The organism is Sedimentitalea sp. XS_ASV28, from assembly GCF_041224545.1.
In the GTDB taxonomy this organism is placed as follows: Bacteria; Pseudomonadota; Alphaproteobacteria; order Rhodobacterales; family Rhodobacteraceae; genus Sedimentitalea.
The window spans coordinates 1-22,723 of record NZ_JBGFGP010000176.1; the positions used below are offsets into that span (position 1 = coordinate 1).

The 22,723-nt window shown below is 61.0% G+C and carries 24 protein-coding genes; 11 read left to right on the forward strand and 13 right to left on the reverse strand.

What is annotated here, in order from left to right; translation table 11 throughout:
• Positions 1-94: 94 nt before the first annotated feature.
• On the forward strand, positions 95-1,450 hold the full coding sequence (locus AB9K34_RS21845; RefSeq protein ID WP_083392702.1) for an IS1380-like element IS1247 family transposase: 1,356 nt from the start codon (positions 95-97) through the stop codon (positions 1,448-1,450).
• Positions 1,451-1,735: 285 nt separating this feature from the next.
• On the opposite strand, the gene AB9K34_RS21850 is transcribed toward AB9K34_RS21845, so the two are convergent.
• The 7 genes from AB9K34_RS21850 to AB9K34_RS21880 all read right to left on the reverse strand — a co-directional run bounded on the left by AB9K34_RS21850 (position 1,736) and on the right by AB9K34_RS21880 (position 8,829).
• Positions 1,736-2,977 carry a branched-chain amino acid ABC transporter substrate-binding protein gene (locus AB9K34_RS21850; protein WP_369956715.1) on the reverse strand — a complete coding sequence of 414 codons (1,242 nt, stop codon included), beginning with the start codon at positions 2,975-2,977 and terminating at the stop codon, positions 1,736-1,738.
• A gap of 476 nt (positions 2,978-3,453) precedes the next feature.
• Entirely contained in the window at positions 3,454-4,257 is an 804-nt protein-coding gene (locus AB9K34_RS21855; protein WP_369956716.1) for an IclR family transcriptional regulator, read from the reverse strand.
• Positions 4,258-4,290: 33 nt separating this feature from the next.
• Positions 4,291-5,319: a phosphotransferase family protein gene (locus AB9K34_RS21860; RefSeq protein WP_369956717.1), complete on the reverse strand. Its 1,029-nt coding sequence runs from the start codon at positions 5,317-5,319 to the stop codon at positions 4,291-4,293.
• A gap of 9 nt (positions 5,320-5,328) precedes the next feature.
• Positions 5,329-5,979 (reverse strand): histidine phosphatase family protein, encoded by a 651-nt coding sequence (locus AB9K34_RS21865; protein ID WP_369956718.1) that lies wholly within the window; start codon positions 5,977-5,979, stop codon positions 5,329-5,331.
• Positions 5,980-6,984, reverse strand: coding sequence for an NAD(P)H-dependent flavin oxidoreductase (locus tag AB9K34_RS21870; RefSeq protein ID WP_369956719.1), 1,005 nt, complete (start codon positions 6,982-6,984; stop codon positions 5,980-5,982).
• A gap of 83 nt (positions 6,985-7,067) precedes the next feature.
• Complete coding sequence (locus AB9K34_RS21875; protein WP_369956721.1) at positions 7,068-7,991, reverse strand: SDR family NAD(P)-dependent oxidoreductase; 924 nt, start codon at positions 7,989-7,991, stop codon at positions 7,068-7,070.
• Positions 7,992-8,007: 16 nt separating this feature from the next.
• The gene (locus tag AB9K34_RS21880) at positions 8,008-8,829 is read right to left on the reverse strand and encodes an SDR family oxidoreductase (RefSeq protein WP_369956722.1); all 822 of its coding nucleotides are present in this window, start codon (positions 8,827-8,829) and stop codon (positions 8,008-8,010) included.
• A 138-nt stretch (positions 8,830-8,967) separates the two neighbouring features.
• On the opposite strand from AB9K34_RS21880, the gene AB9K34_RS21885 reads away from it, so the two are divergent.
• The gene (locus AB9K34_RS21885) at positions 8,968-9,963 is read left to right on the forward strand and encodes an NADPH:quinone oxidoreductase family protein (protein WP_369956723.1); all 996 of its coding nucleotides are present in this window, start codon (positions 8,968-8,970) and stop codon (positions 9,961-9,963) included.
• Positions 9,964-9,966: 3 nt separating this feature from the next.
• Here the strand turns inward: AB9K34_RS21885 and AB9K34_RS21890 are convergent, their stop codons facing one another.
• Positions 9,967-10,623, reverse strand: a complete 657-nt coding sequence (locus AB9K34_RS21890; RefSeq protein WP_369956724.1) for a histidine phosphatase family protein — start codon at positions 10,621-10,623, stop codon at positions 9,967-9,969.
• 94 nt (positions 10,624-10,717) lie between these two features.
• Between AB9K34_RS21890 and AB9K34_RS21895 the strand changes: the two genes are divergently transcribed.
• The 4 genes from AB9K34_RS21895 (at position 10,718) to AB9K34_RS21910 (ending at position 13,504) form a co-directional block, all read left to right on the forward strand.
• A complete protein-coding gene (locus tag AB9K34_RS21895) occupies positions 10,718-11,719 on the forward strand; it encodes an NADP-dependent oxidoreductase (protein ID WP_369956725.1) in 1,002 nt (333 codons plus the stop codon).
• A gap of 28 nt (positions 11,720-11,747) precedes the next feature.
• Positions 11,748-12,215 carry a MaoC family dehydratase gene (locus AB9K34_RS21900; protein WP_369956726.1) on the forward strand — a complete coding sequence of 156 codons (468 nt, stop codon included), beginning with the start codon at positions 11,748-11,750 and terminating at the stop codon, positions 12,213-12,215.
• Between the two features lie 81 nt (positions 12,216-12,296).
• Complete coding sequence (gene aroQ, locus AB9K34_RS21905; protein WP_369956727.1) at positions 12,297-12,737, forward strand: type II 3-dehydroquinate dehydratase; 441 nt, start codon at positions 12,297-12,299, stop codon at positions 12,735-12,737.
• Positions 12,738-12,742: 5 nt separating this feature from the next.
• Complete coding sequence (locus tag AB9K34_RS21910) at positions 12,743-13,504, forward strand: autoinducer binding domain-containing protein (protein ID WP_369957108.1); 762 nt, start codon at positions 12,743-12,745, stop codon at positions 13,502-13,504.
• A gap of 384 nt (positions 13,505-13,888) precedes the next feature.
• Here the strand turns inward: AB9K34_RS21910 and tsf are convergent, their stop codons facing one another.
• Both tsf and rpsB read right to left on the reverse strand, forming a co-directional pair.
• Positions 13,889-14,764, reverse strand: a complete 876-nt coding sequence (tsf, locus tag AB9K34_RS21915) for a translation elongation factor Ts (RefSeq protein ID WP_369956728.1) — start codon at positions 14,762-14,764, stop codon at positions 13,889-13,891.
• Between the two features lie 84 nt (positions 14,765-14,848).
• Positions 14,849-15,697, reverse strand: a complete 849-nt coding sequence (gene rpsB, locus AB9K34_RS21920) for a 30S ribosomal protein S2 (RefSeq protein ID WP_369956730.1) — start codon at positions 15,695-15,697, stop codon at positions 14,849-14,851.
• A gap of 337 nt (positions 15,698-16,034) precedes the next feature.
• Here rpsB and ugpB point away from each other — a divergent pair, with 337 nt between their 5' ends.
• The 4 genes from ugpB to AB9K34_RS21940 all read left to right on the forward strand — a co-directional run bounded on the left by ugpB (position 16,035) and on the right by AB9K34_RS21940 (position 20,200).
• Positions 16,035-17,345 (forward strand): sn-glycerol-3-phosphate ABC transporter substrate-binding protein UgpB, encoded by a 1,311-nt coding sequence (gene ugpB / locus AB9K34_RS21925; protein WP_369956731.1) that lies wholly within the window; start codon positions 16,035-16,037, stop codon positions 17,343-17,345.
• Between the two features lie 96 nt (positions 17,346-17,441).
• The gene (gene ugpA / locus AB9K34_RS21930; RefSeq protein WP_369956733.1) at positions 17,442-18,323 is read left to right on the forward strand and encodes a sn-glycerol-3-phosphate ABC transporter permease UgpA; all 882 of its coding nucleotides are present in this window, start codon (positions 17,442-17,444) and stop codon (positions 18,321-18,323) included.
• A 17-nt stretch (positions 18,324-18,340) separates the two neighbouring features.
• The gene (gene ugpE, locus AB9K34_RS21935; RefSeq protein ID WP_369957109.1) at positions 18,341-19,177 is read left to right on the forward strand and encodes a sn-glycerol-3-phosphate ABC transporter permease UgpE; all 837 of its coding nucleotides are present in this window, start codon (positions 18,341-18,343) and stop codon (positions 19,175-19,177) included.
• Between the two features lie 3 nt (positions 19,178-19,180).
• On the forward strand, positions 19,181-20,200 hold the full coding sequence (locus AB9K34_RS21940; RefSeq protein ID WP_369956734.1) for an ABC transporter ATP-binding protein: 1,020 nt from the start codon (positions 19,181-19,183) through the stop codon (positions 20,198-20,200).
• Here the strand turns inward: AB9K34_RS21940 and AB9K34_RS21945 are convergent.
• The 3 genes from AB9K34_RS21945 to AB9K34_RS21955 form a co-directional block, all read right to left on the reverse strand.
• The gene (locus tag AB9K34_RS21945; RefSeq protein ID WP_369956735.1) at positions 20,179-21,027 is read right to left on the reverse strand and encodes a lysophospholipid acyltransferase family protein; all 849 of its coding nucleotides are present in this window, start codon (positions 21,025-21,027) and stop codon (positions 20,179-20,181) included. The genes AB9K34_RS21940 and AB9K34_RS21945 overlap by 22 nt on opposite strands.
• Complete coding sequence (locus AB9K34_RS21950) at positions 21,024-21,803, reverse strand: GNAT family N-acetyltransferase (RefSeq protein WP_369956736.1); 780 nt, start codon at positions 21,801-21,803, stop codon at positions 21,024-21,026. The genes AB9K34_RS21945 and AB9K34_RS21950 overlap by 4 nt, the downstream gene beginning before the upstream one ends.
• A 97-nt stretch (positions 21,804-21,900) precedes the next feature.
• Positions 21,901-22,083 (reverse strand): DUF3553 domain-containing protein, encoded by a 183-nt coding sequence (locus AB9K34_RS21955; RefSeq protein WP_369956737.1) that lies wholly within the window; start codon positions 22,081-22,083, stop codon positions 21,901-21,903.
• A 26-nt stretch (positions 22,084-22,109) separates the two neighbouring features.
• On the opposite strand from AB9K34_RS21955, the gene AB9K34_RS21960 reads away from it, so the two are divergent.
• A complete protein-coding gene (locus AB9K34_RS21960; RefSeq protein ID WP_369956738.1) occupies positions 22,110-22,706 on the forward strand; it encodes a histidine phosphotransferase family protein in 597 nt (198 codons plus the stop codon).
• Positions 22,707-22,723 lie beyond the last annotated feature (17 nt).

Sequence of the window (22,723 nt, forward strand, 5' to 3'; positions counted from 1 at the left end):
CCCACATTTCCCAAGTAAGGCGCTGATTTCGCTGTCCTGACCATTATATTTCCTATATAAAACATGGTGTTGAAGGCTGCGAGGGGCGCGTTTTATGGATCACCCAGAGGGTGCGGGCTTGCAACGGGCAGATCGGGTGGATTTCGACCCTCGCGTGCGGCTGGAATTTCGCGGCACGCAGCTCAGTTCCGACGGCGGCCTTCTGGTGATGCGCGAGCTTGATGACGCGCTCGGGTTGTCCGATTTGGCGTCAGCGGCGCTGCGCGATACTCGCTCTGGCAAGAACACGGTCCATCGGCTCGACGGCCTGTTCCGGCAATCAGTCTTTGGGCGGCTGGCCGGATACGAGGATGTCAACGACGCCAACCGTCTCGCCTGCGATCCGGTCATGCGCCAAGTTGTCGGCGGCAGAGCGGTCGATGCACAAGCGGCCTCGGCATCGCAGATGGGACGGTTCGAGACCGAGACGCTGGCTCTGGCCGGGAACCGTGCCGCGCTGGCCGACCTGAACGGGCAATGGATCGACCGGTTCCATGACCGTAACGGGCTGAAGTACATCGTTCTGGACATGGACAGCTCGGTCAGCCCGACCCATGGCGACCAGGAAGGGTCCGCCTGGAATGGCCATTTCGACTGTAGCTGCTATCACCCCAACTTTCTGTTCAACCAGTTCGGGATGCTGGAACGCTGCGCCCTGCGCCATGGCAACGTCCACAGCGCCGATGGCTGGCGTGATGTTCTCGACCCCGTCATTGCGCGCTACGCGGAGCGCGACCTTGGTGGCAGGTTCTTCCGGGCCGATGCTGCCTACGCGATCCCGGCGATCTATGAGCGATTGGAAGAAGCGCGGTTCTTCTACGCCATCCGGCTGCCCGCAAACGCGGTCCTCAAGGACAAGATCGCGCATCGGCTAACGCGCCCTGTCGGGCGGCCGTCACTGACCAAGGTCAAGCGGTTCTTCGAGGAATTCGAGTATCAGGCGGCGTCCTGGGACAAGGAACGCCGGGTGATCGCCAAGATCGAATGGCATCCGGGCGAACTGTTCCCGCGTTTCGGCTTCATCGTCACCAACCTGCCGATGGAGCCGGACTGGGTGGTGCGGTTCTACAACCAGCGCGGCACCGCCGAGCAGCACATCAAAGAGGGCAAATACGCCTTTCGCTGGACGCGGCTGTCGTGCCGGAAGTTCCGCGACAATGAGGTGCGGCTGCAACTGCACGCCCTGGCGTACAACCTGGCCACCTTCTTGCGCTGCATCGAGCTGCCCGAGGCCATGGCCGACTGGTCGTTGACCAGCCTGCAACTGAAGCTGATCAAGATCGGGGCACGTGTGGTCCGTCACGCCCGCACCATCACCTTCCAGCTGGCCGAGGTCGCTGTCACCGGCACGATGGTACGCGCCATCCTCGCCGCTATCCGCCGATTGCGAGCGCCACCGCTATGCGCATGATCGCGATCCACGCTCAAACTGAACGAAAGCGGCTGGACAGATCTGTCCGCTGCGCTGAAAAACGCCGCCCCTGGGCAAGGAAACAGCGGCTTCGCGGTCTGATCCGTCCAGATCCAGCAGTCTGCGCGACCGCAGGTGCCGCTTGCGGCAGAAAATCCTTGTCTAGCGCTCGGATACAGGCGATCTTCACCTCAAACGACACGCCACTTGGGGAATGCAGGGTCATTTCAAGATGAACGATACCTGCCCCCGACATCCGGGAGCAGGGTTGGCTTGATCCCCGCGTCAGGGGCGCTTCATCTTGCAGGTGGTCGCGCTGTCCATGGCCGCCATTTCGACGGTGTTGACCGCAACCGGACCGAATTCGGAGTTGTCGAGATCGATCTGCACGCCTTCATTGGTATGCGCCAGGATATGCACATCCTGGATGGCCTGATGATCCTGCGGGCGGATGAAGACCTTGCCGCCCCAGATCGAGTCGTGCTCCATCCCCTCGAGGGCATTTGCGACCGCGACAACATCATCTGCGGTGCCTGCCTGATCGATGGCCTTGGCCAGCATTTCGATCACGTTGGTGATACGCGGTTGCGACACATCGGACTCGGGATATTTTTCCCGGAACGCGGTGAAATATTCGATCGCTTTCTCTTCGGGCGGGTTCAGCTTGCCTTCGGACACCTGCATCAGGATGCCCTTGCCGCTTTCGCCAAAGGCCGCGGTGATGCCATCCGAACCGGCATAATAGTTGAAGATCGGTCCGGTATAGCCGTTCTCGATCACCGCCTTGCCCAGGCCGAGCATGTCCGACCCCCAATTGCCGGTGATCACCGCATTCGCCTCGGACGCGACGATCTTGCGGGCATAGGGCGTGAAATCCTTGACCTTGCCGATGGGGTGCAGCTCGTTGCCGACGATCTCGATGTCAGGCCGCTTTTCGCCAAGCATCTCCACGGCGGCAGATGCGACCGCCTTGCCGAAGGAATAATCCTGCCCGATGATATAGACCTTGGTGATGTCGTCGCTCTGCGCGATCACGTCGGTCAGCGCATCCATCTTGATGTCGGCATTGGCATCGAACCGGAAATGCCAGAAATTGCACTTGTCATTGGTCAGCGCCGGATCGACCGCAGAATAGTTCAGGAACAGCACGCGGCTGTCGGGATTGCGCCTGTTGTGCTTGTCGATGGCTTCCGTCAGGGCGTTGGCAACGCCCGAACTGTTGCCCTGAACGATGTACCGGATGCCCTGGTCGATGGCGACCTGAAGCTGGATGAGGGATTCCTTGGGGCTGATCTTGTTGTCAAAGCCCACGATCTCGAACATGTCGCCATCCAGCACGCCGCCCTTGTCGTTGACGAGATACTGCGCCGCGAACTCATACTGGTTCAGCCCGTTCGTCCCGGTGCTCGCAAATGGCCCCGACAGCGGGTCGATGAACGCGATCTTGATATTCTCGGCAAATGCCGCGCCTGCACCGATGGCCAGTGCCAGAACGCTGGACACACCTATCCTGGTGGTTATGCGCATGTAATTTCCTCCCTATCACACGGCCTGATGTTTCCATTTCTTCTTTTTCTTGAGTCAGGCACTGATCGAAGAGTTGCATATCATCAGTCAAAGTCAAGCGTTCTGCGCCGCATCACGTCACGTCATGAGCGATGAGACGGAATGGTTAAAATACGCGCCGCAATGGAGTGATGTGCACATAATTTAAGCGCCAAAAATCCACACTCCGGGCTTCAATGTTTGCTTTATAAATTGCTAATAAGGCGTTGTAAAAAAGGTATTAATATATTGGTTTGCGTGTGACCTTTCGGGGCGGTGATCATTTTTTGAAACCGCAATCGGTCCGGTTGATGATCAGCCGTACGACAAGTCAGGGCTGCAAACATGGGGCGAGTTCGGCTGGGAATCACACAATCACTGCTTGTTGCTCATGGCCTGTGTATTCCGCAATGCAAAACTATATTCCACTCTTTTCGCCCCGATTCTTCGACCCCTTGCTATGGCGCGCGGCGGCAACTCAGAGCCTCGGCGGCACGGATCAGATTCGGCGCATAATGTTGCTCCAATTGCTTCTTCTTGACGTGGAATGCCGGTCCTCCGACGTTCAACCCGTAGACCCGCGCGCCATTCAGAGAATAGACCGGAACCGCGATACCGTTCACATCCGGGCGCCAGTCACCGTAGCCGGTGCAGTATCCGTTTGACTCGTATTCCTGGAGAGCGCGTTCCAGGCTGGCGTGACGCGCCTCCTGCCCGTCCGGATCCAGCCGGTCGGCCTCGGCCAGTGCCGCTGCGCGGTCTTCGCTGCTCATCCCGGCCAGGATCGACCGCCCCATCGCCGAGCGAAACAGGGGCAGTCTCGACCCTACATGCATGGTGAGCGAAATCTCTTCGCGCGACCGCTGCACCGCCACATAGACCGCATCCATCCGATGCCGTTCCGCCAACGCGCAGGTGATGTAGGAATTCGGCCCGTTGCGCAGTTCACGCATTGCATCCGCCGCACGCTCGCCGATCTCCATGCCCGACAACACGCCATAGCCCAATTGCAGCACGCCCGCACTCAACCGATAGCTGCCTGTGCGCGGGTCCGCGACAAGATAGTCCAGCTTGCACAGCGTATGCGTCAGGCGCGACACCGTCGGTTTCGGCAGGCCGGTGCGTTCCGAGATGTCGGTATTCGTCAGGTCGGTTTCGTTTGGGCGAAAACACCGCAGCACGTCGAGACCGCGCGCAAGGGCGGTGACAAAGTTCCTGTCCTTGTCTTCGTCGAGACTTGCGCTGAATTCCGTTTCCGGCATGTCGCCCCCTCTCCCAATCGCTACCGGTACATCCTATGTCGACAGCGCCTTCAGACCATGATCTGCAAAAACGGGAACGTATTGTCCGACCTTCATGGCGCGTTCCGGATTGCTGGCATTGCCGTCCAGCGCCCGTTTCAGAACACCCTGGATGATGGCCGCCATGCGGAAGAAGCAGAAAGACAGGTAAAAGCCGAAATTGTCGATCCCGGGCAATCCGCGGCGCTCGCAATAACGGGCGATGAACTCGGCATCGGATGGCAGACCCAAGGCCTTGCGATCCACACCGGCCAGCCCGCGCCCTTCGCGCCCCGGCGGCATCTGCCACTGCATGATGACCGATGCGAGATCCGCAAACGGGTGTCCGATCGTCGATAGCTCCCAATCGAGCACCGCCAGGCATGTCGAACCGTTCTTGTCGAAAATCATGTTGTCCAGACGATAATCGCCATGCACGAGGCTGCGCTGCCCGTCGTCTTCCGGCATCTTCTCGACCAGCTCCCGCATCAAGGCGTCCATCGCCGGAACCGGATCGGTTTCCGAGGCGCGGTACTGTTTTGACCAGCGTTCGACCTGCCGCTGAAAGTAGTTGCCCGGAGGCCCGTAATCGGACAGGCCCACGGCGTCGATATCGACCATGTGAAGCGCCGCAAGCACCCGGTTCATGTCGTCGATCACGCCGCTGCGCACGTCTTTCGCGACATCCGGCATGGTGGGTTCGTTGAAATTGCGCCCGTCCACGTGATCCATCACGTAGAACATCGATCCGATCACGCTCTCATCGTCACATAACAGGTGCATCCGGGCCACCGGAACGTCGGTGTCCGCCAATGCCTTCTGAACACGGAATTCGCGGTCCACCGCATGTGCGGATTTCAGCAGCGTTCCCGGCGGCTTGCGCCGCAGCACATAGTTCCGCTCGGGCGTCTTGAGCAGGAAGGTCGGGTTGCTTTGCCCTGTCTCGAACTTCTGCGCGGTCAGAGGGCCTGCAAAGTCCGGAAGATGCTGGCCGAGATAGGCACTTACGGCGTCAAGGTCGAGTGTCTGCGTTTCATGTGTCATGATCGCTCCTCAGCTGAAGGTCAGCAGTTTTGCCTGCTCGGGGGTGGCAAAATGCGGGGTTGCGTTGAACTCATGCAGCAGAAAGGTGCCGGAGTTGAAGAAAAAGCGGGTCCACGAGGTGTTCTTGACCTGAAGGTTCAGTGCGATCATCTGCGCATCGGGCGCGTCCAGACAGGATTTGACCAGGGCGCCAATCGGCCCGCCCGAGCTGATCACCAGCACCCGCCGTGCCGGGCCGTCTGTCGCAAACTGTCGTGCGCTCTCGACCCGCTCCGAGAAGTCTTTCCAGCTTTCGCGCGCCCCGGACAGCCCCCCGGCCTGCCAGTCCAGAATGGTTTCGCGCAGCGTGCGGAAATGCGTCTTGCGATCATGGCGCACCGGATCGGGAACATCGCCGTTGAACCGCACGGAGAGCAGGTCGTGGAAATCGTATTCGTTGAATCCCGCGTGCTGCTCGGGCGGGTTGTCAAACCCCATCGATGACAGGGTTTCCCGCTGGCGAACCAGCGTTCCAGTCACCAGCCGGTCCGGCACCCAGCCCGACGCCCGAAGCGCCTCTCCGGCCATTTCCGCCTGCCGGTGGCCAAGCTCCGACAGCCGATCGTAATTGTCGGCACCAAAGCTCGCCTGCGCGTGCCGGATGACCAGAAGCTCTGCCATCTAGCCGGTGAACTCGCTGGCGATCCGGGCACCGGCATCGAGGAATTCCCGCTCGATGCGGTCGACAAGCTCCGCAGCGCCGGTGATTTCACTGACCGCGCCGATGCCCTGCCCCGACCCCCAGATTTCCTTCCACGCCTTTGGCTTGGACGAGCCGGAGCCGAAATTCATCGAACTCGCATCGGCGGAAGGCAGGTTGTCCGCATCCATCCCGGCTGCGGTGATCGACGGTTTCAGGTAATTGCCGGATACGCCTGTGAACAGCGTGGAGGTCACGATATCCTCGGCACCGCTTGCCACGATCATGTCCTTGTAGGCCGGCTGCGCGTTGGCTTCGGTTGTTGCGATGAAAGGCGATCCCGCATAGCCGAAATCCGCGCCGACCGCCAGGGCTGCCAACAGCGCGTCTCCGGTTGCGATCGCCCCCGAGAGCAGCAGCGGCCCGGCAAACCATTCGCGGATTTCGCGGATCAGGGCGAAGGGAGATTGCGGCCCGGCATGGCCACCTGCGCCCGCCGCCACCGCGATCAGCCCGTCAGCGCCTTTTTCAATGGCCTTCTTGGCGAATGTATTATTGATGATGTCGTGCAGAACGATACCGCCACAATCATGCGCCGCGTCATTCACTTCCACCCGCGCGCCAAGCGAGGTGATCCAGATCGGCACCTTGTAGCGGTTGCAAATCTCGAGATCCCGTTCCAGCCGCGCGTTCGAACGATGCACGATCTGGTTTACGGCAAACGGCGCGGCGGGACGATCCGGGTTCGCCTGATTGTGCCGGTCCAGTTCTTCGGTGATCCGTTGCAGCCACGCTTCGAGAAGCGGTGGCTCGCCCTCGGCCTCTCGGGCGTTCAACGCGGGAAACGACCCGACGATCCCCGCCTTGCACTGGGCGATCACCAGGTCGGGAGACGATACGATGAACAGGGGTGACCCCACGAGCGGCAGGCGAAGACCCCGCAGCGCGGCGGGCAGATGGCTTTCGTCGCGTTTCCAGGTTACCATGACAACGCTCCTGACAGGTCGGAGGGTGTCGTGTGTCGTCTGCCAGGCCGGTCTACGGAAATATCGGGCATGTGCGTGTCCTCTCAGCCCCAGTCCACCGACAGGCCACGGGCCCGGGATGCGTTGGCGACATATTTCTTGGTTTGATCAAAGGCGCTGGCAAGCTCTTGCTGGCCCTCCGGGTCGGTGATCTCGGCAAAGTGCTCCGCAACGGTTTCCGGGGTAATCTCACCGGTCAGGGTGACTCCCGGTGTTTCGTAAACCCGCGTCTGTGCAAAACAGCCCGCTCCTGCGCCCAGCATCACCCGGCTCGGGGCGTCCTCGCTTACCAGATAGAGCAATCCGGGCGTGATCGTCTCGGGCGCCATCAGGGCCAGTGCTTCGGCGGGGATCAGGGATTCGGTCATCCGGGTGGCTGCGGTCGGGGCGAGAACGTTGACCCGGATATTGTCACGCGCCCCTTCCATGTGCAGCACGTTCATCAGCCCCATCATCGCGGCCTTGGCGGCGCCGTAGTTGGATTGCCCGAAATTGCCGTATAGCCCGCTGCCCGAAGAGGTCAGCACGATCCGGCCATATCCCTGTTCCCGCATGATCGGCCAGCAGGCGTGGCAGACCGTCGCGCTGCCCATGAGGTGCACATCGACGACCTTGCGGAAATCGGCGAGGCTCAGTTTGGCAAAGGTCTTGTCGCGCAGGATGCCGGCGTTGTTCACCGCGATGTCGATGCGCCCCCATTCGTCGATGGTCCTTGCGACCATGTCGGCCACCGCCTCGGCGTCCGAAACGTCGGCACCATGGGCGATTGCCTGCCCGCCCGCTGCCTTGATCTCCTCGACCACTGCCAGCGCCGCGTCAGAGGATGTTCCGGTGCCATCGGTCGCCACGCCAAGGTCGTTCACAACGACCTTGGCACCGCGCGCCGCCAGCCCGAGCGCGTGCGAGCGGCCGAGCCCCGTGCCGGCACCGGTCACGATCGCCACACGGTCATCAAATCGGATTGCCATGCTTCAATGCCCTTTTCTATTCCATTGCGCTTGCAAAGATATTCGGCGCGGTCATCACATTGATTCCGCCACTTACGGGGATGACTGCCCCGGTGACATAAGCGCCGCCGCGTCCGCAGAGAAACAGCATGCACCCGGCAATGTCCTCGTCGCGGCCCACACGGCCAAGCGGTACATCCGCCCCGACCTTTTCGCGCAGCGCCTCCTCTCCGGTCGCAAAGGCGGTCATGCGTGACACGAACGGTCCGGGTGCCAGTGCATTGACCGTGACATGCTGACCGGCGAGTTCCTTGGCAAGGATCTTGCTCAGGTGTAGCACGGCGGCCTTTGAGGCGGAATAGCTATAGGCACCATCGCCCATCGGCACCTCGCCCATGACCGAGCCGACATTGACCACCCGCGCCGGGTCTTCCTGCGTCCCGGACGCAATCAGCATCGGCATCAGTTTCTGAGTCAGGTGGAACAGACCCGCGACATTGACCGCATGCACCTTTTCCCAGCCCGCAAACGGAAACTGGCCCAATGGCGCGCCCCATGTCACGCCGGCATTGTTCATCAGGATATCAAGCCGTTCGGTGCGTTCCGACACTGTCTTGGCGAGCGCATCGACACCCTCTTCGCTGCCGACATCGCCGGCAAACCCTTCGGCCGAGCCCGGAGCGCCGAGCGCGTTCAACTGCGCTGCCACCGCTTCGCAGGCATCACCCTTGCGAGACGCGATCAATACGCGCGCGCCTGCGCGCACCAACGCTTCTGCCGCCATACGCCCGATGCCGGTTGCGCCGCCTGTAACCAAAGCCGTCTTCCCATTCAGGGAAAACAGGATATCAGGTGTCATGATGATGTCTCTCCAATGCTCACTCGCGTTCCGCAGTGCAGAATTGCATTTCGAATTTCGATTGACAACAGCGATCTGCGGCGAAACAGTCCCCCGGCAAAAGCGTGGCCCGCGACCACGACATCAGGGAGAGATCACATGCACGCAATGCTGAGCCATGACATCGGCGGCCCGGAAACGCTGAAATTGACCGAGCTTCCGGATCCGCAACCGAAGGACAAGGAAGTGATCGTTCGGGTTCATGCGGCTGGTGTGAACTTTCCGGATACCCTGATGATCCGCGATCTCTATCAGATGAAGCCCCCGCGCCCCTTCGCGCCCGGTGGCGAAATAGCGGGCGAGATTGCGAGTATCGGCAAGGATGTAACCGGGTTTGCGGTCGGTGATCGTGTCCTGGCACTCACCGGATATGGTGGGTTTGCCACCCATCTGGCGGTCGAGCCGGCGCGGCTGGTCAAGATACCCGATGACATGCCCTATGATGAAGCGGCCTGTTTCATCTTTACCTACGGCACCTCGTATCATGCGCTGAAGGATCGCGCGCATCTGCGCGAAGGCGAGAGCCTGTTGATCCTCGGTGCTGCCGGCGGCGTCGGCGCCGCGGCCATCGAGCTTGGCAAGGCCGCTGGCGCCAGGGTGATCGCCGCCGTATCGAGCGAGGAAAAGGCCGCGTTCTGCAAATCCATAGGGGCGGACGATGCGCTGATCTACCCGCGCGACATGGACCGCGATGCGCAGAAGGCTTTCTCCGCAGAGATCAAGAAAATCGCGGGTCCGGATGGCGTCAACGTCGTTTACGATGCGGTCGGCGGTGCCTATGCCGAACCTGCTGTGCGGGCGCTCGCCTGGGAGGGCCGTTTCCTCGTCGTGGGGTTTCCTGCCGGCATCCCCAAGCTGCCTTTGAACCTGACGCTGCTCAAGGGGTGCCAGGTGGTTGGCGTGTTCTGGGGGGCCTCGACGATGCGCGACCCCAAGGGACACATGCAGAATGTCAGCGACCTGTTCGGACTCTATGCGGCAGGCAAGATCAAACCCCGCATCAGCGCGCGTTTTCCGCTGGCGCAGGCCGCAGATGCGCTCGTCATGATGCAGGATCGCAAGGTGATGGGCAAAGTCGTCGTGACCATGGAATGATCCTCAGTTCAGATGGCAAACGTCATTGAACCCCTGCACGATCATCTGCTCATCCCGGATCACGATCCGGCTGATCGATCCGTTGGCAACCCGGTTGAAGGCAAAGGGCTGCGATCCGCTGGCGATTGCCATGGCGGCGCCGACCACGCCCGCATGAACGACAACCGCCACACGCTCGTCCGGATGCGCCGCGGCAATGCGCAGCAACCCGGCCCGTACACGTGCATGCAGGGCGGCGGTGGTCTCGGCTCCGGGAATTTCGCCCCATTCCTGCCGCGCAAAGGCGCGCTGGAACTCTGGCGCGTTCTCGGCGGCCTTGATCCGGTACAGACCACCATCCCAATCCCCGAGATGGACTTCACGCAGGTCAGCCTCGACACGCGGCACCAGGCCGAGACGCGCCGCCAGCGGTGCCGCGGTCTGATGGGTGCGGCGCAGGTTGGTGACGTAGATCGCCGCAAGCGGTTCATGCGCAAGCCTTGTCGCCAACGCCCGCGCCTGCTCCTCTCCCTCCGGATGCAGCGCGGGATCCCCGTGGCCGTCTTTCATGGGGAACGACACGCCCGGCCGGGCCGCTTCGGTGCGCCCATGACGGATCAGCAGCAAATCGGCCGCGCCCGGTGGCGGGGAAAACTTGGTCTGATGGTATTCTTCACTCATTCTCCGCACCTCTGCCGTCGCCAATTTCTCCAACCATTAACGGGATTTTGCCGGGGGTGACACCCCGACAATTGCCCGACCAAAGGACATGAGCATGACCAACCGAATGATCGCGATTTCAGAACTGCCCCAAGGCGAACTGACACAGGCGCATTTCACCGCCACGGACGGTGAGATGCCCATCGCCGGCGACGGTGAGGTTCTGCTGCGCACGATCCTGATGTCGATCGACGCCGCGAACCGAAGCTGGATGCAGGGCGCGACCTACCGCGACGCTGTCAAGGCGGGTGACATCATGCCCACATATGCCATCTGCGAAGTCATGGAAAGCCATAGCCCAAGGCTTGCAAAGGGCGATGTGGTGGCCTGCGAGTCGGTCTGGGCCGAATACGTGACGCGGCCTGCGCACAAGGTGCAGAAGATGCCGAAGGTGCGCCCTCTCTCGAACCTCATGTCGGTCTACGGGATCGCCGGCAAGACCGCGTTTCATGGGCTGGTGAATGTTGCACGACCGATTGCCGGAGAAACGGTTCTGGTCTCTGCCGCCGCAGGATCGGTAGGCGGATATGTCGGTCAGATCGCCAGGGCGCTGGGCTGCCGTGTTGTCGGAATTGCCGGTGGCGCGGAAAAATGTGACTGGGTCGTAAAGACGCTTGGCTTTGACGCCTGCGTCGATTATCGCGCCCCCGGCCTTTACAGGGCCTTGCGCGCGGCCTGTCCCGATGGTGTTGATGTCTATTTCGACAATGTCGGCGGCGCGGTGCTCGAAACCGCACTTGCCGTGATGAACGAACGGGGCCGCATTTCCTGTTGCGGTGCGATCAGCCAGTATGACACCAACGCCCCCACCGGGCCGCGCAACCTGCCGGGATTGGTGGTTGTCAAACGGTTGCGCATGGAAGGCTTTATCGTGATGGATTTCGCCGCACAGGACGCCACCGCCCTGCGCGCATTGCAGCGATGGGTCGGCTCGGGGCAGATCAAGGTTTTCGAAGACATCGTCGACGGGCTCGACAACGCGCCTGCCGCTCTGATCGGTCTGCTTGCAGGCGAAAACAGGGGCAAGCGCATGGTGCGCGTCGGTCCCGACCCCTGAAAAAAATCCGGCACAGGAAGGAGCCATCATGACCGCAATAGACGAAGCACTGCAGAACGCCGAAGCGCTTTTGGGCACGGAAGTCGGCGTGTCGAACTGGATTACGGTGGACCAGACGATGATCGACCGCTTCGCCGATGTGACCCACGACACCCAGTGGATCCATGTCGACCCCGAACGTGCGGCCGCCGAGACCCCGTTTGGCGGCACCATCGCGCACGGGTTCCTGTCGCTCTCTCTGGCGAGCCGCTTTGCCTATGATTGTTTCCCGATGCTGCCGGGACAGGTCATGGGCATCAACTACGGGTTCAACAAGCTGCGCTTTCTCTCGCCGGTGCGCGCCGGATCGCGGTTGCGCGGACGGTTCGTGCTGGCCGCCGTCACCAAGCGCAACGCGCGCGAGCTGCTGCGCGAGAATACCCTGACCATCGAAATAGAAAGCCAGGACACGCCCGCGCTGGTGGCGCAGTGGCTGGGAATGGCGGTTTTTGAATGATTTTTGGGCAAATTGCCCTCTGAACTGGACAGAAGCAGCCATTCGTGCCTATGAGCTAGCGATTAATGGGGAACTGGCATCATGACTGGCATTCTGATCCTGAACGGACCGAACCTGAACCTGCTCGGCACGCGCCAGCCCGAAGTTTACGGAACGACCACTCTGGCGATGGTCGAAGAGGCCTGCCGCGCGCATGGCGAAGCGATCGGGCTGCGCGTATCCTGCCTGCAAACCAACCACGAGGGCGGAATGGTCGACGCGATCCATGCGGCGCGGGGCGTACAGGCCGGTCTGGTCATCAATGCGGGCGCTTATACCCATACCTCCATTGCGCTGATGGACGCGGTCGCTTCGGTCGAGCTGCCGGCGGTCGAGGTGCATCTGTCGAATATTCACGCGCGCGAGTCCTTTCGCCACGTCTCATACCTGGCCAAGGTCGCGCTCGGACAGATCTGCGGTTTCGGACCGCAGGGCTATATCATGGCGCTGGATGCGCTCAAGGTTCACTTGGAAGGGGCATGACCGCGATGGAACTGCGCGAATATCTGAACGTTATCACCAACGCGCAAAGCCTCGAAGAGCTCTGGCCGGCACATACGGCGCAAATGGCGAAATACGGGTTTGACCGGCTGATCTACGGGTTCACGCGCTATCGCACGGAAACATCGCTGGGAGATCCCGACGATTTCACCATCCTGAGCAATCACTGCCCGGAATATATCGAGGGTTTCCTGCATCGTGGCCTGTATTTCAATGCGCCGATGCTGAACTGGGCGCTTGAAAACGAGGGCGCGGGCAGCTGGCGGCAGATCTATGAAAAATTCGATCTTGGCAAGTTGACGCCCGAGCAGATCAAGGTGGTCGAGTTCAACCTGACATTCAAGGTGAAATCCGGCTACACGATCAGCTTCAAGTCGATCTCGCCCCGGTCCAAGGGCGCAATTTCACTGGCTGCACGCGCCGAGATGTCGCAGGAAGAGATCGACCAGGTCTGGGCCGAGCACGGGGCGGATATTCACCTGATGAACAACATCGCGCATCTGCGTATCCTCACCCTGCCCTACGCACCCCCCAACCGGGCGCTGACCAAGCGGCAGCGCGAGGCCCTGGAATGGGTCGGAGACGGCAAGACGACGCAGGATATCGCGATATTGATGGGGCTTACCGCGGCGACTGTCGAAAAACATCTGCGCCTTGCGCGCGAGTCGCTGTCGGTCGAAACATCGGCGCAGGCGGTGCTCAAGGCGGCGCTGCTCAACCAGATGTTCACGATGCCTTCTGAGTCGTGATTTTAATTGAATATTTCATGATCCAGAGCGGCCGTTTACCCCGGGTAAGGAATACACTACTTTTACAAAAGCGCTTTAAATCGCAAAGTGTAATTGTTCCGTGAGTGGTGGCTTTGGCCTGGGAACATCGGGAAACGATCCTTGTAATTTCAAGGCTCTCCTACCTGTCCGGCTCGTGCGTGTATTGTTCCGCGTATCGGGTCGGAACCTTTGAATCGCCCTCCCCATCCCCAAATAAACGGGGCGTTCAATTGATCGGAGCCGTGCCCGAAAAGGCGCGGCTCCAATTCACTCTGCCACCCCGCTATTCCAATAAGAGCAACCGGCATTAAAAAAGGCCCGCCCGGAGCATTCCGGACGGGCCTTTTAAAAAAATGTTTGGACTTAGCCCTGCGCGGCCTTGGCTACCTCGGCGGCAAAGTCCTCTTCTTTCTTTTCGATGCCTTCGCCAACCTCGAGACGCACGAACCCGGTGATGGTTGCGCCGGCTTCCTTGGCGGCATCGCCAACGGTCAGATCCGGGTTCACCACGAATTGCTGGTTCAGCAGCGTGGATTCCGCGACGAATTTCTTCATCCGACCGACGATCATCTTTTCGATGACCTGCTCGGGCTTGCCGCTTTCGCGGGCGATGTCCATCTGGACCTGCTTTTCCTTCTCGACAACAGCGGGGTCCATGTCGTCTTCGCTCAGCGCGGCGGGGTTCACAGCGGCAATGTGCATGGCAACCTGCTTGCCAAAGGCTTCGTCGCCGCCGGACATTGCAACCAGAACACCGATTTTGCCCATGCCTGCGGTGGCCGCGTTGTGGACATAGGAAATAACGCTGTCACCTTCGATCCCGGACATGCGGCGCACCGACATGTTCTCGCCGATGGTGGCAATCTTGTCGGTGATGACGTCAGCCACGGATTTGCCGCCCATGTCGGCGGATTTCAGTGCCTCGACATCGCTGACGCCCAGGGCGGCGCGTGCGATACCGCTCACCATTTCCTGGAATTCGGCGTTCTTGGCGACAAAGTCGGTCTCGGAATTGACCTCGACGGCAACGCCTTTGCCACCGTCCACGACAACGGCAACCAGACCTTCCGCAGCGACGCGGCCCGACTTCTTGGCCGCTTTCGCAAGGCCCTTGGTCCGCAGCCAGTCAACAGCGGCTTCCATGTCGCCATCGGTTTCGGTCAGCGCCTTCTTGGCGTCCATCATGCCTGCGCCGGTGCTGTCGCGCAGTTCTTTTACCATAGATGCGGTGATTGCCATGTTCGGCTCTCCTTCACGGAAGTGTTCAACAGGTGCAGCGCGGGATATGCCCGCGCTGCGTGTCAATTGAATGACGGGCGCGGATCAGGCCTTGGAGGCCGATTCCAGCGCCTTGGCGGCGGCGTCGATACCCGAGCTGTCGGCCTCTTCGGCGGCGGGCGCCTTGTCTTCGCTCGCCTGCTCGGCCACGACTTCCTCGACAGGGGCTTCTTCCATCGCGCCGAGGTCGACGCCGGCGGCACCCAGCTGTGCAGACATGCCATCCAGCGCAGCGCGCGCGGCGAGATCGCAGTAAAGCGCAATCGCGCGTGCGGCGTCGTCATTGCCGGGGATCACGAAATCAACGCCGTCAGGCGAGCAGTTGGTATCGACAACCGCAATGACCGGAATACCCAGCTTGTTGGCTTCGGCGATGGCCAGGGCTTCTTTCTTGACGTCGATCACGAACAGCAAGTCCGGCGTACCGCCCATCTCGCGGATACCACCCAGAGACGCCTGCAGCTTGCCCTGGTCACGTTCCATGCCCAGACGCTCTTTCTTGGTCAGGCCGGCGGCACCGGATTCCATCTGCTCGTCAATGTGCTTGAGGCGCTGGATCGACTTGGAAACGGTTTGCCAGTTGGTCAGCGTACCGCCCAGCCAGCGATGGTTCATGTAGTATTGCGCGGATTTCTCGGCGGCTTCGGCGATCGGCTGGCTGGCCTGACGCTTGGTGCCGACGAACAGAATGCGGCCGCCCTTGGCAACCGTGTCGCGGATGATTTGCAGCGCCTGGTCCAGCATCGGGACGGTCTGCGTCAGATCCATGATGTGAATGCCGTTGCGCGCGCCATATATGTAATGCGCCATGCGCGGGTTCCAGCGCTGAGTCTGGTGACCAAAGTGAACGCCTGCTTCCAGCAGCTGGCGCATGGTGAACTCGGGAAGAGCCATGCTCGTTTTCCTTTCCGGTTTTGTCCTCGGCGGGGGTCTCGACGCAATTGCGCCAACCGGCGGACCCATGGGGATGTCTCTCCCATCGGCCCAACCCCACCTGCGGGTTGAGTGCTGGGGCCATACTGCAGGAGGATGCCGGGCGCAACCCCTTTTGAACCGACCGGGTTCGCCACACGGGTCCGCGGCACCTGGCCGGCACCGGTGCGCGCGCCGGGCTCCGGCCACGCTCAACTCATACAGGAATTTGCCGGACTGTCGCAAAACTGTTGTTAGAATCACCGAGGTGACTAGGCTGTGTTACATTGCACCAAACTCGTTTCCTTGGGGGAAAGCCATGAAAATCAGAACCTTGTTAGCTGCCGCAGCGTCAACCGTGGCCCTTGCGACAGGCGCCTGGGCGCAGACCGAAATCCAATGGTGGCATGCGTTCACCGGCCGTCTTGGCGAACTTCTCGCCGAACAGATCGAGACCTTCAACGCCAGCCAGTCCGATTATGTCGTCATTGGCAATCACAAGGGCAACTATTCCGAGACCCTCAACGCCGGGATCGCCGCCTTCCGCGCCGGCGAGCAGCCGCATGTCCTGATGGTGTTCGAAGTGGGCACCGCGACGATGATGGCCGCCGAGGGGGCGATCAAACCGGTCTATGAAGTGATGGCCGAGGGCGGCGCGCCCTTTGATCCCGACGGCTATCTCGGCCCGGTCAAGGGCTATTACACCACAACCGATGGCGAGATGCTGTCGCTGCCCTACAACTCCTCGACCCCGGTTCTGTGGGTCAACCGCGACGCGTTCACCGAGGCCGGACTCGATCCCGACATGGATCTGTCCACCTGGCAACAGGTCGACAAGGCGCTCGACGCGCTCAAGGAAGCGGGGAGTTCCTGCCCCCTGACCACGGCCTGGCAGAGCTGGATCCATCTCGAGAATTTCAGCACCTGGCACAACCAGCCCTTTGCGACATTGGAAAATGGCTATGCCGGGCTTGGCACCGAGTTGACCTTCAATGGTCCGGCACAAGTGCAGCACATCGCGCAGATGGGCGAATGGGCAAAGGAGGGCAAGTTCATCTATAACGGTCGCCGCAACGAAGGTGGTGCGAATTTCCGCGCCGGCGAATGCGCGCTGTTCACCGAATCCTCCGCCGGCTACGCCGGGATCAAGGCCGAGGCCGATTTCGATTTCGAAATCCGTCCCCTGCCCTATTGGGACGGTGTCGATGGCGCGCCGCAGAACACCATCATCGGCGGCTCCTCGCTCTGGGTGCTCGCGGGACATGAGCCGGAGGAATACAAGGGCGTGGCCGAATTCCTGAGCTTCCTCTCGACGTCGGACGTCCAGGCAAAGTGGCATCAGGATACCGGCTATCTGCCGATCACCCTGGCCGCCGCCGAACAGACCAGGGCGGAAGGGTTTTACGAGGCCAATCCCGGCACCGACATTGCCATCCAGCAGATGACCGGTGCCGAACCGACACCGAATTCGCGGGGCCTGCGACTGGGCAGCTTTGACCAGATCCGGGGCATCATCGATGAAGAACTGGAAGCTGTCTGGGCGGGTGACAAGGATGCACAGGCCGCTCTCGACAATGCCGTGCAGCGCGGCAACCAGTTGCTGCGCCGGTTTGAGCAGGCCAATCAGTAACTGCTGGTCGATACGACCCTGCGCCCGGAAGGTCCGGGCGCAGGACCTTTTTTCGGGCTGTGACTGACCCATCCGCCCCAGAACCGAACGATCAGAATGGAAAAGCGTGTAATCTTCAAAGGCTGGTTTCTGCCGCTGCTGCTGCTGATGCCGCAGGTGATCATCACGGCGGTCTTCTTTTTCTATCCGGCGGGACAGGCCATATGGCAATCGCTGTTCATCCCTGACCCCTTCGGCCTCAAATCGCAATTCGTCGGGCTGGGAAATTTCGAGTTCCTGCTGGGCGATCCCTATTACCGGGCGTCCTTTGTCACCACCGCGATCTTCTCGGGGCTGGTCACGATTTTCTCGATGGGCATCGCGCTGTATCTCGCCCTGCTGGCGGATCGCCTGATCAAGGGCGCGGGGACCTATCGCACGCTGCTGATCTGGCCCTATGCCGTCGCGCCTGCGGTCGCGGGCGTTCTGTGGCTTTTCATGTTCAACACGCGCGTCGGTGTCGTGTCATGGTATCTGGGTCTGCTCGGCTATGACTGGAACCACGTACTGAACCAGACCGAGGCGATGGGTCTTGTCGTGGCGGCGTCAAGCTGGGGGCGGATCAGCTATAACTTCCTGTTCTTTCTCGCCGGATTGCAGGCCATCCCCCGGTCGGTCATCGAGGCCGCCGCGATAGACGGCGCGCGCTTCTGGACACGTTTTCGCACGATTGTCTGGCCCCTGCTTTCACCGACGACCTTCTTCCTGCTGGTGGTGAACGTGGTTTACGCATTCTTTGAAACTTTCGGGGTGATCCACACGATCACCGGCGGCGGGCCACAGCAGGCGACAACCATCCTGGTCTACAAGGTCTATTCCGACGGGTTCGTCGGGCAGGATCTGGGCAGTTCCGCAGCGCAATCCGTGATCCTGTTGCTGGTGGTCGGCCTGCTTACCGTGATCCAGTTCAAATTCATCGAACGACGGGTGCATTACTGATGACGGAACGAACGGGCATGGTCGAGTCGCGCGGCACGGGTCTCTGGCTGACACATGCCGGGTTGATCGTCGGGGTTCTCATCATCTTCTTTCCGATCTGGCTGGCCTTCGTGGCGTCCACCGTGACGCAGACCGAGATCACGCAACCGCCGATGCCGCTCTGGCCGGGTGACCGCTTTGTCGAGAATTACCGCGACGCCCTTGTGTCCGGGGTCAACGCGCCCGTCGCGCGGATGCTGGCAAATTCTCTGGTCATGGCCATGGGGATCGCGTTGGGCAAGATCGTCATTTCGCTCCTCTCGGCCTTTGCCATCGTCTATTTCCGGTTTCCCGGCAGGCGGCCGTTCTTCTGGCTGATCTTCCTGACGCTCATGCTGCCGGTCGAGGTGCGGATCGTGCCGACCTACGAGGTTGTTGCCGGCTTTGGCATGCTCAACAGCTATTCCGGCCTGATCTTCCCGCTGATCGCAAGCGCCACGGCCACCTTCCTGTTCCGGCAGTTCTTTCTGACGGTGCCGGACGAGTTGGCCGAGGCGGCGCGCGTTGACGGAGCGCGCCCGATGCGGTTTTTCTGGGACATCCTGCTGCCGATGAGCCGCACCAACATCGCCGCGCTCTTTGTGATCCTGTTCATCTACGGCTGGAACCAGTATCTCTGGCCCCTGTTGATCACCACGGACCCGTCGATGAACACGATCGTCATGGGCATCAAGCAGATGTTCCCCTCCGGTGACGACACCGCCGACTGGCCGGTCATCATGGCCACATCCATCCTCGCCATGCTGCCCCCGATCATCGTGGTGATCAGCATGCAGAACCTGTTTATCCGCGGTCTCGTGGACAGTGAGAAATAAGCCATGGCAACCCTCAAGCTCAACTCCGTCAAGAAACGCTTTGGCAAGACCGAGGTCATCCACGGCGTCGATATCGACATTGCGGAGGGCGAATTCATCGTGATCGTCGGGCCGTCGGGCTGTGGAAAGTCCACCCTGCTGCGGATGGTGGCGGGGCTGGAAACCGTGACCGAAGGCGATATCGAAATCTCCGGCAAGCGGGTCAACGACCTTGAACCGATGGATCGCGATATCGCGATGGTGTTCCAGAATTACGCGCTCTATCCGCATATGAGCGTTTATGAAAACATCTCCTACGGGCTCAGAATCGCGGGGGTTGCAAAGGACGAAATCGCCAGACGGGTCGCCACCGCGGCCAGCATGCTGCAACTGGACGCCCATTTGCAGCGCAAACCGCGCGAGCTCTCGGGTGGGCAACGCCAGAGGGTGGCCATGGGGCGCGCGATCGTGCGCAAACCCTCGGTGTTCCTGTTCGATGAGCCACTGTCCAACCTCGATGCCAAGCTGCGGGTGCAGATGCGTCTGGAAATCAAGGCGTTGCAAAAGGAACTTGGGATCACGTCGCTCTACGTGACCCACGATCAGGTCGAGGCAATGACCTTGGCGGACCGCATGGTCGTGATGCATGACGGTGTCGCCGACCAGATCGGCGCGCCGCTCGATGTCTATGCGAATCCGGCGACGCAGTTCGTCGCGGGTTTCATCGGATCGCCAGCCACCAACTTTGTTCCCGCGACCTCTCTGGCGACGCCGCGCAGCGGCTGTACAACGGTTGGGGTGCGTCCGGAACATGCCCGGATCGTTCATTCGGGCGAGGGTCATGCCACTGGCATCGTCACGTTTTCCGAGGCACTTGGAGCGGAGACGCTGATCCACCTCGCCCTGCCCTCGGGCGAGCAATTCACCGTGCGCCAGGAAGGAAGCATGCCGGGTCGCAATCCGGGCGAGCATTGCGGCATCGACTGGCCCCCGGCGCGCGAAATACACTTTGATGCCTCGGGTCAGCGGGTGTCGGCCCGCTGATCGGCCAGCCGCGCTTCGTGGCAGGCGCGCACGACCGCTTCGCAATGTGCGGCCAGCGCCTTGCGATTGGTGAAATCGGCCACACGCACCGCCGGATGATACACCAGTTCGACCGATCCCGGACGACGCACCGCCAGCGTCTTGATCAGGTGCTCGCCGAACGCCATATCGCCCCACCAGCCGTAGAATCGCGCCGGTTCTCCCTGTGGCGCATGATAGATCACATTCACCGGCTGCACATGAACCACATCCTTCAGGTGATCTGTAAAGAATGCCGCAAAGAGTGTTGTTTTGAATGGCAATATACGCAATCCGTCCGTGGATGTTCCCTCCGGGAAGAACAGCAGCTTGTGCCCCGCCAACAGCCGTTGCTCGAACAGGTCTGTCTGTTCGCGCGCGCGGGCCGGGTTGCGCTCGATGAAGACGGTCCCGGTGGCCCGGGCCAGCCAACCGATCCCCGGCCAGCGCGCGACTTCCGATTTCGACACGAAATACACCCGCTTGCGCGCGTTCAGCGCAAAGATGTCGAGCCAGGAGGAATGGTTCGCGACAACGGCGCCGTGGTCGCGCATCAATTGACCGGACGTTGAAAAGCCCATGCCCAGAATGCGAAACGCATTGCGACAGACAAATTGTGTGATGTAAGGCGTCACTGGACGTCTAAGGCCATAGAGCGGTCGCTCGATCAGGCGCACAAGGAGCAGCAGCAGCAGGCAACCGAAGACCAGGACCGCCAGAACCGTTCCGCGCACGGCGATGCGCAGCCATCCTCCCGGACCTATGTGAAACGGATCCGGTTCGGCGTCGCTGTCCCAGGTCGGGTTCATCGCGCCCGCTCGCCCGTGTAGAGACGCCTCTGCCGCGCATTCATGCGCGCCGTGTCAAGCACGAGGCAGACATCCGTCGTGTTGAAAGCGTGATCGAGATAGGCCCCCTCACCGACAAAGCCACCAAGCCGCAGATATGCCTTGATCAAGGCCGGCATCTCGATCATGGCCCGCCGTCGATCGATCTCGTCCGGCGCGACAAGGTCCATGCGCTGAAAGTGATCGGGCCGCGCCCGCGCGCGCAATTCGGGCGGGGCGAGATGCGCATGGTTCAGCATTGCAAGCGGCTGCGCGAGCGCTTGCGGGTCGGTTCCGCGAAAACTGGCCACTCCGAACAGAATATCGATCCCGTGCGCTTCGACATAGCGCGCCAGCCCTGTCCATAAATGAAACATCGCAACCCCGCCGCGAAAGTCGCGGTGCAGGCAGGATCGTCCCAGTTCGAGCAACCGTCGGCCGGTGGCGCGCAGCGGCGTGAGATCATACTCGCTCTCGGAATAGAACTGCCCGGCCTCGATCGCCTGATCCTCGCGCATCAGACGATAGACGCCGACCACCTGCCCTGTCGGTTCGTGATGCACCAGAAGATGATCGAGATACGGATCGAATCGGTCCTTTTCCAACCCGTTCTCGTGATCGACGAGCGGACCGCCGCCGCCCAATTCACGGACGAACACGTCATAGCGCAACGCCTGTGCGGCCCGCAGTTCGGCGTCATCTCGCGCCAGCCTGACGGTAAATTCGGGCTCGGGTCCAGGCATTTCGGCAGTGGTCATCTATCCGGAATTCAGTTGACGACCCATAGCGCGCATTGATGCGCAATGGCAACAAAAGCAATGGCCTTGCGGGAAATTAACCATTCGTAAACCGATTTCAGGAATCAAAGACCGGAACCAGCGACACGCGTGTGCCGTCAATGACCACCTTTCCCTGCTCGCGAAAGTTGACCGTGATCTTGCCGCCGACATTGGATTGCACCTGCCCGACGCCCCAATCATTGAAATCGGGGTGGCGTACAAGCATACCGGGTTCAAGTATCGCGTTGAGATCGTTCACAACAGCCCCTGAAACGGAGGAATTATGTGGGACAGAGTAACCACAATCTGGCGTCTTTGATAGGCTCCAGAATCTGCCATGACCTGATCAGTCCGATCGGGGCGATCACCAACGGTCTCGAACTGCTCGACATGGCCGGCGGTGTCCATGGCCCCGAGTTCGAGCTGATCAGCGACAGTGTTGGCAATGCCGGCGCGCGCATCCGGTTCTTTCGCATCGCCTATGGTGCATCCGGCGATCAGATGCTCGGGCGCACCGAAATCATGTCGGTGCTGGAGGATGTCAGCCGAGGCGGGCGCCTGCAGCTACACTGGACCCCGGTCGAACCGCAGAGTCGCGGCAACGTGCGCCTCGCATTTCTGGCAATCCAGTGCCTTGAAAGCGCAATGCCCTATGGCGGCACCGTCACGGTGACCGTCGAGGGTGAGCAGTGGAGCGTCGCCGGCGTGTCGGGCAAGCTGAATGTCGATCACGCGCTCTGGGCCGGATTGTCGGCTCCGGAAACGCTCAATCAGATCACCCCGGCGCAGGTGCAGTTTCCGCTGATGCCGGCTGTCGCGGCCGATCTGGGGCGCACGATTTCCACCGAACAGGCGAACGGCCACATCATCATAAGGTTCTGAGACGGCGCGCGTTTCAG